Annotated in this window: 20 protein-coding genes; 3 read left to right on the forward strand and 17 right to left on the reverse strand. The window is 37.4% G+C overall.

All coding sequences use genetic code 11. From position 1 onward, the window contains the following. Positions 1-124: 124 nt before the first annotated feature. Entirely contained in the window at positions 125-901 is a 777-nt protein-coding gene (locus tag IV84_RS03605; protein WP_046871251.1) for a TrmH family RNA methyltransferase, read from the reverse strand. Between the two features lie 166 nt (positions 902-1,067). Between IV84_RS03605 and IV84_RS03610 the strand changes: the two genes are divergently transcribed. Together IV84_RS03610 and yidC are read left to right on the forward strand one after the other, a co-directional pair. Next, positions 1,068-1,340, forward strand: a complete 273-nt coding sequence (locus IV84_RS03610; protein ID WP_046871250.1) for an acylphosphatase — start codon at positions 1,068-1,070, stop codon at positions 1,338-1,340. A 72-nt stretch (positions 1,341-1,412) separates the two neighbouring features. Then, positions 1,413-2,339 carry a membrane protein insertase YidC gene (gene yidC / locus IV84_RS03615; protein WP_046871249.1) on the forward strand — a complete coding sequence of 309 codons (927 nt, stop codon included), beginning with the start codon at positions 1,413-1,415 and terminating at the stop codon, positions 2,337-2,339. A gap of 43 nt (positions 2,340-2,382) precedes the next feature. On the opposite strand, the gene IV84_RS03620 is transcribed toward yidC, so the two are convergent. From IV84_RS03620 to IV84_RS11115, 13 genes are all read right to left on the reverse strand, one after another. After that, positions 2,383-3,924 (reverse strand): HAMP domain-containing sensor histidine kinase, encoded by a 1,542-nt coding sequence (locus IV84_RS03620; protein WP_056986119.1) that lies wholly within the window; start codon positions 3,922-3,924, stop codon positions 2,383-2,385. Continuing rightward, positions 3,921-4,607 carry a response regulator transcription factor gene (locus IV84_RS03625; RefSeq protein WP_046871247.1) on the reverse strand — a complete coding sequence of 229 codons (687 nt, stop codon included), beginning with the start codon at positions 4,605-4,607 and terminating at the stop codon, positions 3,921-3,923. Before IV84_RS03625 ends, IV84_RS03620 begins: the two co-directional genes overlap by 4 nt. Before the next feature lie 195 nt (positions 4,608-4,802). Then, complete coding sequence (gene gndA / locus IV84_RS03630; RefSeq protein WP_046871246.1) at positions 4,803-6,221, reverse strand: NADP-dependent phosphogluconate dehydrogenase; 1,419 nt, start codon at positions 6,219-6,221, stop codon at positions 4,803-4,805. Between the two features lie 152 nt (positions 6,222-6,373). Continuing rightward, a complete protein-coding gene (gene rpmF, locus IV84_RS03635; protein WP_046871245.1) occupies positions 6,374-6,556 on the reverse strand; it encodes a 50S ribosomal protein L32 in 183 nt (60 codons plus the stop codon). Positions 6,557-6,617: 61 nt separating this feature from the next. Continuing rightward, entirely contained in the window at positions 6,618-7,163 is a 546-nt protein-coding gene (locus tag IV84_RS03640; protein WP_046871244.1) for a YceD family protein, read from the reverse strand. A gap of 74 nt (positions 7,164-7,237) precedes the next feature. Beyond that, entirely contained in the window at positions 7,238-8,359 is a 1,122-nt protein-coding gene (locus IV84_RS03645; RefSeq protein ID WP_046871243.1) for a nucleotidyltransferase, read from the reverse strand. Positions 8,360-8,367: 8 nt separating this feature from the next. Further along, positions 8,368-9,102 carry a class I SAM-dependent DNA methyltransferase gene (locus IV84_RS03650; RefSeq protein ID WP_046871242.1) on the reverse strand — a complete coding sequence of 245 codons (735 nt, stop codon included), beginning with the start codon at positions 9,100-9,102 and terminating at the stop codon, positions 8,368-8,370. After that, entirely contained in the window at positions 9,099-9,458 is a 360-nt protein-coding gene (rsfS, locus tag IV84_RS03655; RefSeq protein WP_056986120.1) for a ribosome silencing factor, read from the reverse strand. Before rsfS ends, IV84_RS03650 begins: the two co-directional genes overlap by 4 nt. An 11-nt stretch (positions 9,459-9,469) precedes the next feature. Next, the gene (gene yqeK, locus IV84_RS03660) at positions 9,470-10,075 is read right to left on the reverse strand and encodes a bis(5'-nucleosyl)-tetraphosphatase (symmetrical) YqeK (protein ID WP_046871240.1); all 606 of its coding nucleotides are present in this window, start codon (positions 10,073-10,075) and stop codon (positions 9,470-9,472) included. Continuing rightward, positions 10,062-10,706: a nicotinate-nucleotide adenylyltransferase gene (locus IV84_RS03665; RefSeq protein WP_063510318.1), complete on the reverse strand. Its 645-nt coding sequence runs from the start codon at positions 10,704-10,706 to the stop codon at positions 10,062-10,064. Before IV84_RS03665 ends, yqeK begins: the two co-directional genes overlap by 14 nt. A gap of 23 nt (positions 10,707-10,729) precedes the next feature. Continuing rightward, on the reverse strand, positions 10,730-11,041 hold the full coding sequence (locus IV84_RS03670) for a YhbY family RNA-binding protein (RefSeq protein WP_046871238.1): 312 nt from the start codon (positions 11,039-11,041) through the stop codon (positions 10,730-10,732). 17 nt (positions 11,042-11,058) lie between these two features. Then, on the reverse strand, positions 11,059-12,171 hold the full coding sequence (gene yqeH, locus IV84_RS03675) for a ribosome biogenesis GTPase YqeH (protein WP_056986121.1): 1,113 nt from the start codon (positions 12,169-12,171) through the stop codon (positions 11,059-11,061). Further along, positions 12,172-12,699 (reverse strand): YqeG family HAD IIIA-type phosphatase, encoded by a 528-nt coding sequence (locus IV84_RS11115; protein ID WP_056986122.1) that lies wholly within the window; start codon positions 12,697-12,699, stop codon positions 12,172-12,174. It lies immediately after the preceding gene. Positions 12,700-12,911: 212 nt separating this feature from the next. Between IV84_RS11115 and IV84_RS03685 the strand changes: the two genes are divergently transcribed. Then, positions 12,912-13,862 carry an NADP-dependent oxidoreductase gene (locus IV84_RS03685; protein WP_046871235.1) on the forward strand — a complete coding sequence of 317 codons (951 nt, stop codon included), beginning with the start codon at positions 12,912-12,914 and terminating at the stop codon, positions 13,860-13,862. Between the two features lie 110 nt (positions 13,863-13,972). On the opposite strand, the gene rplT is transcribed toward IV84_RS03685, so the two are convergent. Genes rplT through infC form a run of 3 tightly spaced genes read right to left on the reverse strand, consistent with a single transcriptional unit; the run spans position 13,973 to position 15,107 of the window. Further along, complete coding sequence (gene rplT / locus IV84_RS03690; RefSeq protein WP_046871234.1) at positions 13,973-14,329, reverse strand: 50S ribosomal protein L20; 357 nt, start codon at positions 14,327-14,329, stop codon at positions 13,973-13,975. 54 nt (positions 14,330-14,383) lie between these two features. Then, positions 14,384-14,587, reverse strand: coding sequence for a 50S ribosomal protein L35 (rpmI, locus tag IV84_RS03695; protein ID WP_046871233.1), 204 nt, complete (start codon positions 14,585-14,587; stop codon positions 14,384-14,386). A 19-nt stretch (positions 14,588-14,606) separates the two neighbouring features. Then, positions 14,607-15,107: a translation initiation factor IF-3 gene (gene infC / locus IV84_RS03700; protein ID WP_056986124.1), complete on the reverse strand. Its 501-nt coding sequence runs from the start codon at positions 15,105-15,107 to the stop codon at positions 14,607-14,609. Positions 15,108-15,357: the final 250 nt, after the last annotated feature.

The raw sequence follows: 15,357 nt of genomic DNA on the forward strand, positions 1-15,357 counted from the left end.
TAAATACTTCCTTTTTATTTAAAATAAGATCTAGCCATTAACTTACATTTAGTTAATAACATAATACTAATTATTTTACCAAAAAGCAAAGAAAACACTACCTAAATTTAAACTGTAATCAAACTTAAATGTTTCGTAAGGAAAACATCAAAATTCCAGCTGCTACCGCGACATTTAAGGATTCTGCTTGCCCTTTGATTGGAATATATAAATTAGCGGTCGTTTGAGAAAGCAGCTCTTGAGACATCCCATTTCCTTCATTCCCCATAATTAAGGCAAAATCATCAGTTGTGTCAATGTCTTTATAACTTTTTGCCTGTGGATTAAGTTCAGTTCCAAAAACTGGAATATTAGCAGTTTTAAAGCTTTTAATCCATTCTTCAAGGTTTCCTAAAACAAGGCGTATATGAAACTGGCTGCCTTGCATGGCACGTTGAATTTTAGGATTAAAAATATCCGCTGTTCCTTTTCCAAAGATAACCCCTTGAAAGCCAGCAGCATCCGCTGTTCGTACCATTGTGCCAATGTTACCGGGGTCTTGAATATTGTCTAATAGCAACCAAGCTCCTGTAACATCAGAATCAGGATCTTGAATCTGTCGTTCTTTATTTGGAATTCGTACAATTGCAAATATGCCCTGGGTCGTCACAGTATCACTCAAACGGTCAGCAATTTTATCTGAAACAATTACTAATAAATCCTCAGGAACATCAAACTTAATTTCATCTAATTCATCTTGTGTGGCTACCACATAAACTACATCGGCTTCATTTTGGAGGACCTCATTTACTAAGTGACGTCCCTCAATTATGTACATTCCAGTCTTTTTACGGCCCTTTTTGGTTTTTAATTTTTCCCATTCTTTTACACGATTATTTTGTGTTGATAATATTGTTTCCATAGTTTTCCCCTTATTTAATGTTAGTAACTCATAACTCAATCAAACCATATATGACGCTAAATATCAACATTTCCAGCTTTTAAATTGCACAAGTTAGGCTATCAAATTATTTCTTTTCCCTTAGAAATGATAAAATACTATTATGACTTTGAAAGGAAGAGATTTTATGAAATCAGTTACAATTCAAGTTTTCGGTCGTGTTCAAGGGGTTGGGTTTCGTTATTTAACCAAAATGGTCGCTGACAAACTTAACATTAAGGGAACTGTGGCCAATTTAGACGATGGCTCAGTATACATTCAAGCGGAAGGCCCAGAAGACCATTTAAATGAGTTTATTAATACCGTTAAGATGTCGCCTTCACCAAGCGGCCACGTTGAAAAAACAACAATTGAGGATCAATCAGTTCAAAACTTTTCTGATTTTCGTGTAACAAACTAAAAATTCATTGAAAAACCAGTAATATTAACGTATAGTGTCTGGTGTTAGTTTAATTTGAAAGGGAATGTCTTAATGAAGAAAATGAAACACTTAGGCACGCTGACAGCAATCGCTGGATTAGCTTTGCTTTTGACTGGATGTGTCCAACGTACGAAGGCTGGGAAACCATATGGCGCCATTTATGACTATCTTGCGGTTCCAACTCAGCATGTCATGAGTTGGCTTGCTGGAATGCTTGGTGGGAGTTATGGTTGGGCTATTATTGCCGTAACCTTTATTGTGCGAATGATCCTTTTACCTATGATGATTAACCAATCACGTAAGGCAACCGTTCAACAGGAAAAAATGGCATTTGTAAAACCTCAAATGACTGCGATCCAAGAACGCCAACAAAACGCAACGACCAATGAGGAAAAGGCCGCTGCCAGCCAACAAATGATGAGTTTATACCGTGATAATGGCATTAGTATGACTGGTGGAATAGGCTGTCTCCCCATTCTAATCCAACTACCAGTGTTTGCTGCTCTGTACGCGGCAATTCAATATTCACCAGCACTTTCAAGTGGTGCACATGGTAGTATGTTTATGGGAGTCAGCCTTGGAAAACCAAGTATTTTTCTCGCTGCTTTGTCTTTTCTTGTTTACTTACTCCAAGGATGGCTAGGAACCTTGGGAATTCCTGCAGAGCAGAAGAAATCTATGATGTCCATGATGATCGTGAGTCCCTTAATGATCTTCTTTGTTTCATTTAGAGCTCCTGCCGGTTTAGGCTTATACTTCTTTGTTGGTGGAATTTTTGCATGTATACAAACTTTAATTATCTACTTCTACCGACCAAGAATTCGTGCCTCTGTAGCCGAAGAAATGAAAAAGAATCCACCAAAGGTTGTTGTTCCACCGATAAAACCGGCTGAACCAAAAACAACTGTTACACAAACCCAAAGGCATCACGACAATCGCCAACGGAATGCTGGTAAGCAACAGCATCATTCCGATTAACTTATAAGTAAAAAAATGGACCTGCAAATTGCAGGTCCATTTTTTATGCATTATCTGACTTTTCTTTCTTTGATTTTTCCTTTGTAGCTTGTTTATTAGTTTCCACCTTATCAATTGGCAAAGTAATTCTAAAAATTGAACCATACCCAACGGAGCTTTCAAGCGAAATCTTTCCGTGATAGCCTTCGATTAAACGCTGAGCAATCGATAATCCTAAGCCGTTACCACCTTTATCACGGCTACGGGCCTTATCCACTCGATAGAAGCGATTAAACACCTTTTTGACGTCTTCCTCTGAAATACCCTCACCGAAGTCTTGAATGGCAATCTGAACGCTACGAGTGTCCTCTGAAGCAGAAATATGAATTTCCTTACGTTTTGTAGAATATTTCACCGCATTATCAAGTAAAATAATAAGCACTTGTTCAAGATGGTTTCGATATATTTGAATAATCGGATTCGAATGAACATCACTGTCCAAAGTAAAGGTAAAATCCGGATGAATCATTTTAAAATCATTAAAAACTTGATTAACAACTCGCATAACTGGTGTTTCTTCTTTTGAAAAATGAATTTCCAATTGATCTGCCCGTGTTAAATCAAGCATTTCTTGCACCAAACTCTTCATCCGTTTTGTTTCTTCCAATGACGCTTGCAACGATTCATTTAAAATTTTGGGATCATCTTTGCCCCAGCGGTTTAACATCTCCATATGTCCCTGAATAACTGCAACTGGTGTGCGTAACTCATGAGAAACATCTTCAACAAACTGGTGTTGCTGATCAATGTAACGCTGCATCCGGTCTAACATATCATTAAAAACGATTGCTAAATCTGACAATTCGTCATTTCGTTCCAAATCCGGAATTCGGAGTTCAGTTTGAGGATCATCTGTCACTTTTTTCATCGTGTTATTCATCACAGTTATAGGGCGCAATAAATATGTGGCCAGTAAATAACCAAACACTGAAATCAATGCAAATGCAATAATCGTTAAAAGAATCACAATCCAGATAATCTTATGTTGGGTTCGTTTTACACTATTTAAAGTATCCACAACTTGGATATATCCAATTAATTCATTTTTACTATTTCGAATCGGTGCTCTACCGATTAAGCCATTAAATTGAGCGGCTTTTACACGTGATACAGTCCGTTTTTCAGGAAAATGAAACTTTTCAGAATCTCGTTTAGTGGCAAAAACCTGTTCACCTTTAAGACTGTAGACTGAAACGACAACATCTCTTCGCGCCAAATTTGTCAATAAAGAATTACTATACGGCCGTTCGTTTTGATCTGTATGTCCAACTGGACTGTCCGGACGTAAATATTTTCCGACAGTAATGCCATCAATTTCAGAAACTCCCTGTAAACGAGAATCAACGGAATCAATCGTCGTATTTACCTGAGCCCGTTCCTGACCAATCATGACTTGGGAAATACTATTAAATACAAAAAAAGAAAAAAAGGTAAATATGAACAGAACGCCAACGCCCGTTCCAATTGCCCATTTCCATTTTAAGGATAGTCTTCTTTTCGTTACACCTGTTTGATTAAATTGAAAATTAGTTTGTTTCTCACTCAAGATCGCATCACATACCCGGTTCCTCTAACTGTCTGAATATAAGACTGTTCACCAGGGCGATCAATCTTATTCCGTAAGTAACGTACATAAACATCTACTACGTTCGTTTCAACTTCATTGTCAATGCCCCAAACCTCATCTAAAAGCGCATCTCGAGACTGAACGACATTGATATTTTCCATCAACAATAATAAAAGCTGATATTCACGTTTGGTTAAATTAATAATTTTACCATCGCGCCGGGCAACTTGGTTTTCTTTTTCGATTGTAATGTCACGATAAGTAACCGTCGTTTGTTGAAAGGCTTTTTGTTCACTTTCAATATCAATCCGACGTAATAAAGCACGCAAACGAGCCAATAACTCTTCAATGGCAAACGGTTTTACGATATAATCGTCTGCACCATGGTCCAAACCAGAAACACGATCCATCACAGAATCCCTTGCAGTCATCATAATAATTGGTGTTGTTTTTGCCTCTCTTACCCGGCGACAAACCTCAATACCGTTTAATTCTGGCAACATTAAATCTAAAAGAATGGCATCGAAATTTTTATTTAAAGCCGCATCTAATCCCGAACGCCCATTAAACTGGACTTCCGTTTCGTACCCTTCATGTTGAAGTTCTAGCTCAACAAACCGTGATAAACTTTTTTCATCTTCAATAATTAGTATCCGACTCATTTTCCCACTCCTAATTAATTTATACTTGCATTATTTCCATTGTGCTTAATACATACAAAACAAAGTTTACCATTAAAATGAGATTTTGCCTAGAACTACTCACTTTTCTATAAGAAATTTTAAGTAAACAAAAAGCCTAAATTCGAATTTAAAGAATAAGATCTTCAAATCAAATTTAGACTAACCTAGAAAGTTTTATTGTTCTTTATACCATGGGAAATGATAAGTTCCCTCACGATCGACTCGTTCATAGGTATGAGCACCAAAGTAATCTCTTTGTGCTTGTAATAAGTTTGCTGGTAATACAGCAGAACGATAAGAATCATAGTAAGAAATTGCAGCACTGAACCCTGGAATTGGTACACCAGATTTAACTGCTAACCCAACGATATCACGTACCGATTCTTGATACTTTTTAGCAATATCTTTAAAGTAATCATCTAACAGTAAGTTATTTAATTCGGGATCCTTATCAAAGGCATCTGTAATATTCTGTAGAAATCCAGCTCGAATAATGCAACCTGCACGCCAAATCTTAGCAATTTCACCAAATTGCAAATCCCAATCATAATGCTTAGAAGCAACTTTCATCTGTTCAAAACCTTGTGCATAGCTCATGATTTTGCTGAAATAAAGTGCCTGACGAATTTTTTCAATTACTTCATCTTTGTCAAAACTAACTTTACCTTCAGGTTTAGGAAGCACTTTGCTAGCTGCCAATCTTTCATCCTTTAAAACTGAAATGTAACGCGCATAAACAGATTCAGTAATAAGTGATTGTGGCACGCCTAATTCAAGTGCATTTTGAGAACTCCATTTACCAGTTCCCTTGTTGCCACCCTTATCCATAATTAAATCAACAATTGGCTTGCCGGAGCCTAAATCATCTTTACGGGTTAAAATGTCAGCCGTAATTTCAATCAGATAGCTATCTAATTCGCCCTTATTCCATTCAGAAAATGTATCTGCAATTTCATCAACGGAGAGGCCAACCATATTGCGTAACAAATTATAACTTTCATCAATTAACTCTTCATCGCCATATTCGATCCCATTATGAATCATTTTAACGTAATGACCAGCACCATTTGGTCCGATATATGTGACACATGGAGTTCCATCTTCGGCCTTAGCAGCCATCTTTTCAAAGATTGGTGCCACTAAGTCATATGCTTCCTTTTGGCCACCAGGCATCATTGAAGGACCTTCTAAAGCACCCAGTTCACCACCAGAAACACCAGTTCCGATAAAGTTAATTCCTGAATTATCTAATTCTGCATTTCGACGCATTGTGTCTTCAAAGAAGGTGTTTCCACCATCAATCAAAACGTCTCCTTTGTCCAAATGTGGAAGTAATTGTGCAATTACAGCATCTGTTGCTTTTCCAGCCTTTACCATCATCATGATTCGACGAGGTTTTTCAAGTGAGTTCACAAAGTCCGCAATTGTGTAACTTGGAACCAAATGCTTTTCTGGATGATCAGAAACAACTTTTTCTGTTTTGGAGCCTGTTCGATTATATATTGCAACCGTGTAGCCGCGGCTTTCAATGTTAAGGGCCAAGTTCTTGCCCATAACTGCCATACCGACTACCCCAATTTGTGGTTTATCCATGTTGCTGCCTCCTAATATTTAGTTCATGCTAATCGTAACAAAAACGCTAACAAAGTTAAAGCTATTCAATTCAAAAATAATTTTAATTTTATGCAAAATAAAAAGCAGGAAAAACCATGGCTTTTTCCTACCTTTTTGATAAATAAATTTAATTATTTACTTTTAACATCCATAACTTGCTTGCCATCATAAAATCCACAGCTTGGGCAAACACGATGTGAAACTCGTAATTCACCACAATTTGGACATGGTGCCAAACCTGGAGTTAGTAATTTGATATGTCCACGACGATTACGTTTACGTGATTTTGATGTTTTTCTTTTTGGTACGGCCATCAATAGCACCTCCTTTAAGAGAATTACGGTTTCCCGTTAATTTTTATGTCTTACATTAAAACTACTTAGATTCAGAGTTCTCTGATTTAAATAAGTCTTTTAATTTAGCAAGACGTGGATCAACATGATTAATTTTTTTCTCTTCTTTGTCCTCTTCAGAAACAACTTCCCAATCCTTGCCAGCTGGCATTGGTTCGTTACCTGTTTCTTCTTCAGGTGAGAAAATTTGCATCGGGATCTGCAAAATAATATTATCAGCTACTGCTCGTGAAAAGTCAATTCGATCATCTTTGACAGGTAAAACTGTTTCTTCAGGACCGAAACGATCCAAATTGGTTCCTTCAACCACATAATACTCGTTGATTGAAAAGTCTAAGTCCAAATCAACAGGTTTTAGTGATCGTGAGGATGGTACCACAATTTTTCCAGTAACTTTAGCTGTAACTAATGCTGCATCCCGATCTTTAATTGCATCCCCATCAACTTTAATTAATGAGGCATCCGAAACCCCGAAAGACCGATTAACCAAATCTTCCTTTAAATCAAGATTCTCACTAAAGTGGAGAGGTTCTCTGTGTTTCATAAGATCAGAAAGTGACCAATTCATCTAAAAACCTCCTAATGCAACGAGTTTAATTATACCTGTGCAAAAAATCTTTGTCAATGGAAATTCCTTGACAGTCAAGTTAAAATGATTGGTTTTCTACCAACACTTTGCTCTACGCCACTGATTAAACTATAAACATTGTCAGCTTGAAGCGTTGTCTGATAATTTGATGTAGCTTTATTTTGTCCAATTTTACTTAATATTGGTAAATCTGCCTGGGCAAATTGATGTAAAAGTTGTCTACCAGTATTATCAAATCCCAGCACCCTTAAAATCGTTGGTTGATTAAGCATTTGCGAAGTGTGAAGATTCAATACAATTGCCATACACAATCTTTGCAAATGCGTGTAAGTATAACGTTTGGTCTTCATCAGAGCTAAAAATGATTTCAAATCCGAACTGTCCTTAATAAATTTTTTAAACCGATATTCAATTCCTTCAGACATTCCATAAATTTGTTTCAAGTCTGTTACTGATTCCGTAATGATTCGATACTTCAAAAACGGCCATAATTTTTGCCAGTCCACTACTTCTCTGGACAAATCCATTTTAGTTTGTTCTGGAACAAACTTTTGATAATTTAATGACCCTTTCAAACGAGCTTCACGAATCGCAGAAGCACTCGCAATATGCCGATGCTCTAGTAATTTTTCATCATGTTCTGCTTCTTTTCGCCTAATTGGCAGTAATTTGATTGAACTTTTAAGCTGTTGCGCTGCATTGAAATAGTTAAAAGCTAAAATATCGTTGGCATTTTCTAAATTAACACCCGTTTTTCCCTGCAGCGAAGTAAATAGCTGACTAGCAAAACTTTGTGCATAACTATCATTTTCTATTTTCAGATTTTGAGCCTCTACAGCCATTTTTTTATAATCCTGCTGAGGGTGTTCACTACCAAAGACTAAATAATCACTCTTTATTAAGGTGGCCATTTGTACTGCTCCCATGGCAAAAAGATGGGCGGCCTGCATTGACACATTAATTGGAAGTTCAATTACTAAATTGGCACTTCCCAAAAGAGCCTCTCGAGTCCGTTTCCACTTATCAACAATTGCTGGCTCTCCACGTTGCAAAAAGTTTCCACTCATAAACACAACCAGAATGTCAGCCTGTGTGAGTTCTCGAGCTTTATCTAAAAGATACTGATGACCATTATGAAAAGGATCAAACTCCGCAATGACACTACAAACTTTCATCTAGTCACCTACTTTACACATTCAAAAAACCACCGGGTACTTTTTTCATCAATTTTTGATTTTCCAAAGTTGCTTGAACAACTAACTGTTTGGAATCCAACCGATTTCAATAGATCTATATAGGTATCCAAATCATAAGTACGTTCATGGTGCAACTCATTAATTTTAGTATACTGATTTTCCTTGCTGTTCTTAACAAAGAAGGTTAAATCATGTTCAACACTATGTGGTTCCTCGGTTTGATAAGTAGTCCACAAGAAGGCTTGCTGATCATCAACATAATTATACATGTAGCCCGGGTACACTTCATCAGTTTGGTATGGAGAAATTACATCAAACAAAAATTTTCCCTTATCATTAAGGTGTTCAAAAACTTGACCAAAACACTGCTTTAATGATGACTCATCTGGTAAATAACAAAGTGAATCTGCAAAACAAGAAACCACATCATATTGATCTAATTCACTTAAATTCAGCATATCTCCTTGAACAAGTGGTAATTCAACATCCGCTTCATGTGCATGTTCATCAGCCAAAGCCAACATTTCATCCGATAAATCAAATCCAGATACCTGATATCCATCCTGAATTAACTTAACAGCTAAACGGCCACTGCCACAGGCTAAATCCAACCAATTGGCGTTTTTATCCGGTTGGCGTTCAGAAACAAAATCCAGCCACTGATCGTACATAGCTGGATCCATTAGGTCATCATATAATTTGGCAAATGTTTGGTAAATCATGCCTCAATCCACGGTTTAACATCAACTGGTGTCGCTTCTGACCATAGCTTCTCCAAGTTATAATATTTCCGCTGATCTGTTTGAAAAACATTGACGATAACATCGCCAAGATCAATTAAAATCCATTCAGCTGCCCGTTGCCCCTCAACATGACGAATTGAAACGCCGGCCTTTTCGTTCTGATCAACAATTTCATCAGCAATCGCATCAACCTGACGATTTGAATCTGCACTCATAATAACAAAATAGTCTGCTAAAAGGCTAACATTTTCCATATCTAACGCCACAATATTTTCAGCCCGTTTGCTATCTGCTGCTTTAACTGTTGTTTCCAAAATATCTTTACTTTCTGTCACTGAATTTTCTCCTAAATTGCACTCTGCCATGCATTATACGTTGTAATGGTTCCTGGATAAACAGGTTTTGAATTTTCAATCAAATGTTTCAACGTTTGTTGCGTCTGAAAGAAAACACCCTTTTTTAAACTCTCGTGCGTAATCTTACGAGCTTCATCGACACCTGGGAAGTCACGTCCAGGTTCAATATAGTCTGCCATATATACAATTTGATCCAACAAGGTCATATAAGGTGCCCCAACGGTATGCCGACGAACAGCATTTAAAATTTCTTCATCAAAGATATGTAATTCGTCTTTGATAAATTCTGCGCCAACTATCCCGTGCCAAATTGCATTGCCATAGTCCAACAAATCCGGACTCATTTGTTTGTCGTTAATAACTTTAATAAAATCATGATCCGAACGCTGTTTCGCATAATCATGTAAAAGACCCGCAATTGCAGCTTTTTCTGGATCATAATTATTTTCTTTAGCCAATTGGATAGCTTGTTGCTCAACCCGCAGACAATGTTGGAAACGTTTGTCATCAAGCTTTTCTTGAACTTTTCCAACTAACTGTTCTCTCGTATAAGGAATCAAATTCTTTTTATATTCAATTGTTTCATTTTTTTCCATAAAGTTTATTCTCCTCAATATACTCACAAACAGAATCCGGAACTAAATACCGAATAGAATGATGTTTTGCAATCTTTTGCCGAATTAGCGTAGAACTCACATCAATTTCTGGCGTATCCACCCACAAAATCGGATAAGCACTATGAACTTTTACGCCGGGACGCTTTACGCCAACAAATTGTACTAGTTTGGCGAGTTCAGCGATGCGATACCATTTTGGTAAGTATGCCACCATATCAGCGCCAATTATAAAATAATATTGGTTTTCTGGGTGCTCTTTTTTCAAGGTCACAATCGTATCGTAACTGTAACTCTTGCCACCACGCTTAATCTCTGCTAACTCGACTCCAAAATTAGGATTTCCAATAACTGCCCGTTTTACCATCGCAACTCGGTGTTCGGCCTTAATTGCCTGTTTAGTATCCACATGAGGTGGTTGAAAATCTGGCATGAAATCAACCCGATCCAGCCCTAATTGTGTGCAAACTTGCTCCGCGATGATCAAATGCGCCAAATGTGGCGGATTAAACGTACCGCCAAGTAAGCCAATTCTTTTATGCGGAATATCACTCACTAATTCAGTCTCAACTTCAGTTTTAGTTTGTTGATTTACCTTTGTTGTAGTCAAAATTTCTCACACTCCGTCAATTAAACTTAAATTTCCTTAACCTGTGCAGAAATTACTCGTTTATCCTCGTCATCCGATTCTTTAAATAGAACCAAAACGTGACCAATTATTTGAACAACTTGAATATCCGTGTGATCTTCAATATATGCTTTAACTTCCTGCGTAGTCACATCTGTATTCTGTTGTAAATTGATTTTAATTAACTCATAATTATTTAAAGCAGCGTCCAACTGAGAAACCCAAGCTTCTGTTAAACCATTTTTACCAACCGAAAACTTAGACCGAAAACGTTGGGCTTTGCTTCGTAAAAATCTCTTTTGTTTTCCTCTTAAATTCATATTTTCCTCTTTCGTTTTTAAACTAAGGGTTTGCGAATGACTACCGAAATACCTTTAGGAGCCCAAACTGCAACTGTTGAATGCTCCGGAACAGTTATCCACCCCAAGCCTTCAATAACCACATCGCTTCTATTCTCCAAATGTAACTCATGTCTTTGTAATTCAGGCAGCTTTTTCAAACCATCCTCATCTGGTGGGGTCAAATAAGTCCCGACATGCTTATCATAAAAATCATCTGCATTAAGTAATTTAGTCCGATGAACCATTAAATTATTTTCAAAATATGTGCTAACAGCCCCATGACCTCTCAAATAATCAAAACGGGCAATTCCTCCAAAGAACAAAGTTTGTTGATCGCTTAATTGAAATGTCTTTGGTTTGATTGTCTTTTGAGGTGACACATATTTCAAATCTTTACCAGTTAACACGTGGGCCATTTGGTCTTCGTGCACTATCCCTGGTGTATCGATTAACATCTTGCCATCAGCAAATGGAATTTCAATTTTATCAAGTGTCGTTCCTGGAAAACGGGAAGTCGTAATCAAATCTTCAATACCATTGTTTAAACGAATGATTTGATTAATTAAAGTCGATTTTCCAACATTAGTAACTCCAACAACATAGGCATTTCGTTTTTTTCGATATTTTTCGATTGTATTTAGAAGTGTTTCAATCTCATCTGGTTTTTTGGCACTTGTAATCAATACATCAATCGGGCGAATTCCCTGAGCATTGGCTTGTTGTCTAAGCCACTCTTTCATTCTGGAACGTTTCATTGACTTTGGAAATACATCATCTTTATTTCCCACCAATAAAATTGGGTTATCACCAACGAAACGATGAATGCCAGGAATCATACTGCCATTGAAATCAAACATATCAACCACATACACAATTAAAGCATCATCATCACGAATCTGACCTAATAATCTTAAAAAATCATCATCTGTCAAAGAAACTGGTGCAATCTCATTATAATGTCTAAGTCGAAAACAGCGCTGACAGTATACTTCTCCTTTTTCTAAGCCCTTGTCTAAGGCTCCTTTGGGGGTATAACCAGTTTCATCTTTTTCGGTTGTTTGAATTTTTGCGCCACAGCCAATACAATAAACCTCTTCAGCTTCATCCATTTATTTAATTTCCTCCTGCCAGGCCGCTCCTGGATATTTTTTAACAAGTCTTTTTTTTATAAAGTATTCAAAAAAACGATTTATTTTTGTGTTCCAAGCATCCGAATTCAACAATGGCTTTACTAAAATACTTTTTGTTCCTGCCATATTAGCAGCCCAAATATCTGTCAATAGTTGGTCGCCTACCATAACAACCTCATCGGCATTCAAATTTAATTTTTTCAAGGCTCGATGAATGCCATATCCAAACGGTTTTAGTGAACGTGAAACAAATGGTAATTCAATGTGGCTTAATGCCCGTTTGACATGTGGACGACTATTATTAGACACAACAACTACCGGAATCTTTGCAGTCCGCATTTCAGCAATCCAGCGTTTCAGTTCACTTGTTCCTTCTGGATTATCCCAGGCAATCAATGTATTATCTAAATCCGTGAGGACTGCCTTAATTCCGGCCTTTCTTAATTCCTCAGGAGTTAAACTATAAATTCTTTTCACCTGCCAGGTTGGTTTAAACTTTTCAATCATACTACTCTCCTTAAAACACACTATCATATCATTATAGTTGATTTTCATTTTTTTTGCATTTAAACTTATCTGAGAGTTCGAGTCAAATTTTAATAGAGGTGCTTAACTTAAAACACAAGCCGTTTAGCTAAAGAAATAGACCGTAGTGGGTTAACATGATCATATACTTCAAGTTTCTGAATTAACTACCGTTATTAAAAAGGAGGCCCATCATGCAAGCATTCGGTTTTAAACAATTTGGTGATCCTAAAGTTTTTGAAGAACTAACCATTCCCAAACCTGAGCTAAAAAAGGGACGAGTTATTGTCCAAACTTCAGCATTCGCAATGAATCCTTTTGACAGCAAACTGCGTCGTGGCCTAATTCCATTCAAAAAAGCACCTAATTTCCCCTTAATTCCGGGAAGTGATGTTGCTGGAACCGTTGTCGATCTGGCCTCTGATGTCACGGAATTTCAAATTGGTGATCCCGTAATTGGACGAACAACCACCGGTTCCTACGCTGAATTTGTATCCGTTCCACATTTAAAATTAGTTCACAAGCCTGATTCGATTCCTTTTTCCGAGGCTGCTGGTGTGCCCAATGCTGGTGTGACTGCTTATGATCTTCTTAAAAGTGCTCTTCAATTAGAAAATGTTACGTCAATCTTGGTCTTAGGTGGCTCAGGTGTTGTGGGTTCATTCGTCATTCAAATTGCCAAAGCAATGGGCCTGTTTGTAGCAACCACCGCTTCTCAAAAAAATGCCGATTTTGTTAAAAAAATGGGCGTAGATCTTTTTATACCGACGGATCAATTAACCAAAAGAAACTTTCTAGATGATGCCCCAGTTGATGTTCTAATTGACGCAACCCCGCAGGCCTTCAAAGGCAATAACACTTATAGATGGCTAAAATCAACCGGTCAATTGGCATCATTAAATGGTTTCTCAAATAGTTTTCAATCTCAATCATCTAAACAAACCATTATTGATTTTAATGATGCAAACTATCACCAAAATAAAAAAGCTTTGACTTACTTAGTTGAACTTATTTCCCACAATCAACTCAAGGTCCCTATAGCTAAAGTTTTTCCTTTTTCATTGAAAGGTATTGTTGAGGGCCAACAACTATTAGATACCCACCACAGTCCTGGCAAAATTATTGTTGCTAAAAAAACTAAATAAAAAACAAGCCTAATACCAGAAGTATTGGTACTGAGCCTGCTCGAAAAAAAATCCTCGTCATTGAAAATCATTTCACAATTTGAAATAACTTTACAACCCGAGGATTTTTATTATGCGATCGCTTTTTTAGCAGTTTCTACTAATGATGTAAATGCTGCTGCATCATTAACAGCAAGATCAGCTAACATCTTACGATTAATATCAACTTCAGCAACCTTTAAACCGTGCATTAATTGGCTGTAACTCATATCATTTAAACGAGCTGCTGCATTAATCCGGGCGATCCAAATTTTACGGAAGTCTCCCTTACGATTACGACGGTCACGGAATGCATACAAACCAGACTTCATAACTTGGTCTTTAGCAACCTTGAAGTTAGTATGTTTTGGTCCGCGATATCCCTTAGCAAGCTTTAAAATTCGTTTACGACGACGATGTGTTACTGTTCCACCCTTTACTCGTGGCATAATAATTCCTCCTAGAACTGGTCACCCAGCATGATATTCTTTAAATTAATTAAATTACTTATTGATTGGAGCTAGCATCTTACGATAACGTTTAACGCTCGTATGATCCATCATGCTTAATCCACGTAATTGACGACGTTGTTTCTTCGTTTTTCCATGGAATCGGTGACTCGTGTAGGCGTTGGCACTCTTGAAGCCACCATTACCAGTCCGTTTAAAACGTTTTGCTGCTGCACGATTTGTCTTCATTTTTGGCATAATCTGTTCCTCCTACTTTTTACTTTTCTGAAATTGGCGCCAGCATCAAAAACATGCTTCGTCCATCCATTTTAGGATACTGTTCGATTGTAGCAACATCAGATGCTGCTTTAGCCATCCGATTTAGCACTTCACGACCAATTTCCTTATGCGTAATTGCACGACCCTTAAAACGAATCGAAACTCGGACTTTATCACCTTTTGCCAAGAATTTTTTAGCATTCTTAAGCTTTGTATTAAAATCATTCGTATCGATTGTAGGGCTTAGACGAACCTCTTTGATACTGATTGTCTTTTGTCGCTTACGAGCTTCACGTTGTTTCTTTTGTAGTTCGAAACGATATTTTCCATAATCCATGATCTTGGCAACTGGCGGTTTAGCTTTCGGAGAAACTAATACCAAATCAAGTTCTGCTCGATCTGCTAAATCTAACGCTTCTTGTTTCGACTTTACACCCAATTGAGTGCCATCATCACCAATTAATCGTACTTCACGGGCACGAATACCGTTGTTAACCATCATATCAACAGCTATGGCAGTTCACCTCCAAATTATTTTAAGAAAAATGCAGAAAAAGACGAGGTGCATACACACCCCGCCAGTCAGACTATTAACTAGTCTTTTCATCGTTTTAGCCCAGCGATTCAATCACTAAGGCGAGAAGCGGGTGCCTCTGCTTAATTTCTCAACTTCATAAGTTTACCAGAAACAGCCTGCCCTGTCAAACAACCTACTTGAGTGTATGTGTCAAGTTTTCCTAGGTGCCTTA

The organism is Pediococcus damnosus (assembly GCF_001437255.1).
In the GTDB taxonomy this organism is placed as follows: domain Bacteria; phylum Bacillota; class Bacilli; order Lactobacillales; family Lactobacillaceae; genus Pediococcus; species Pediococcus damnosus.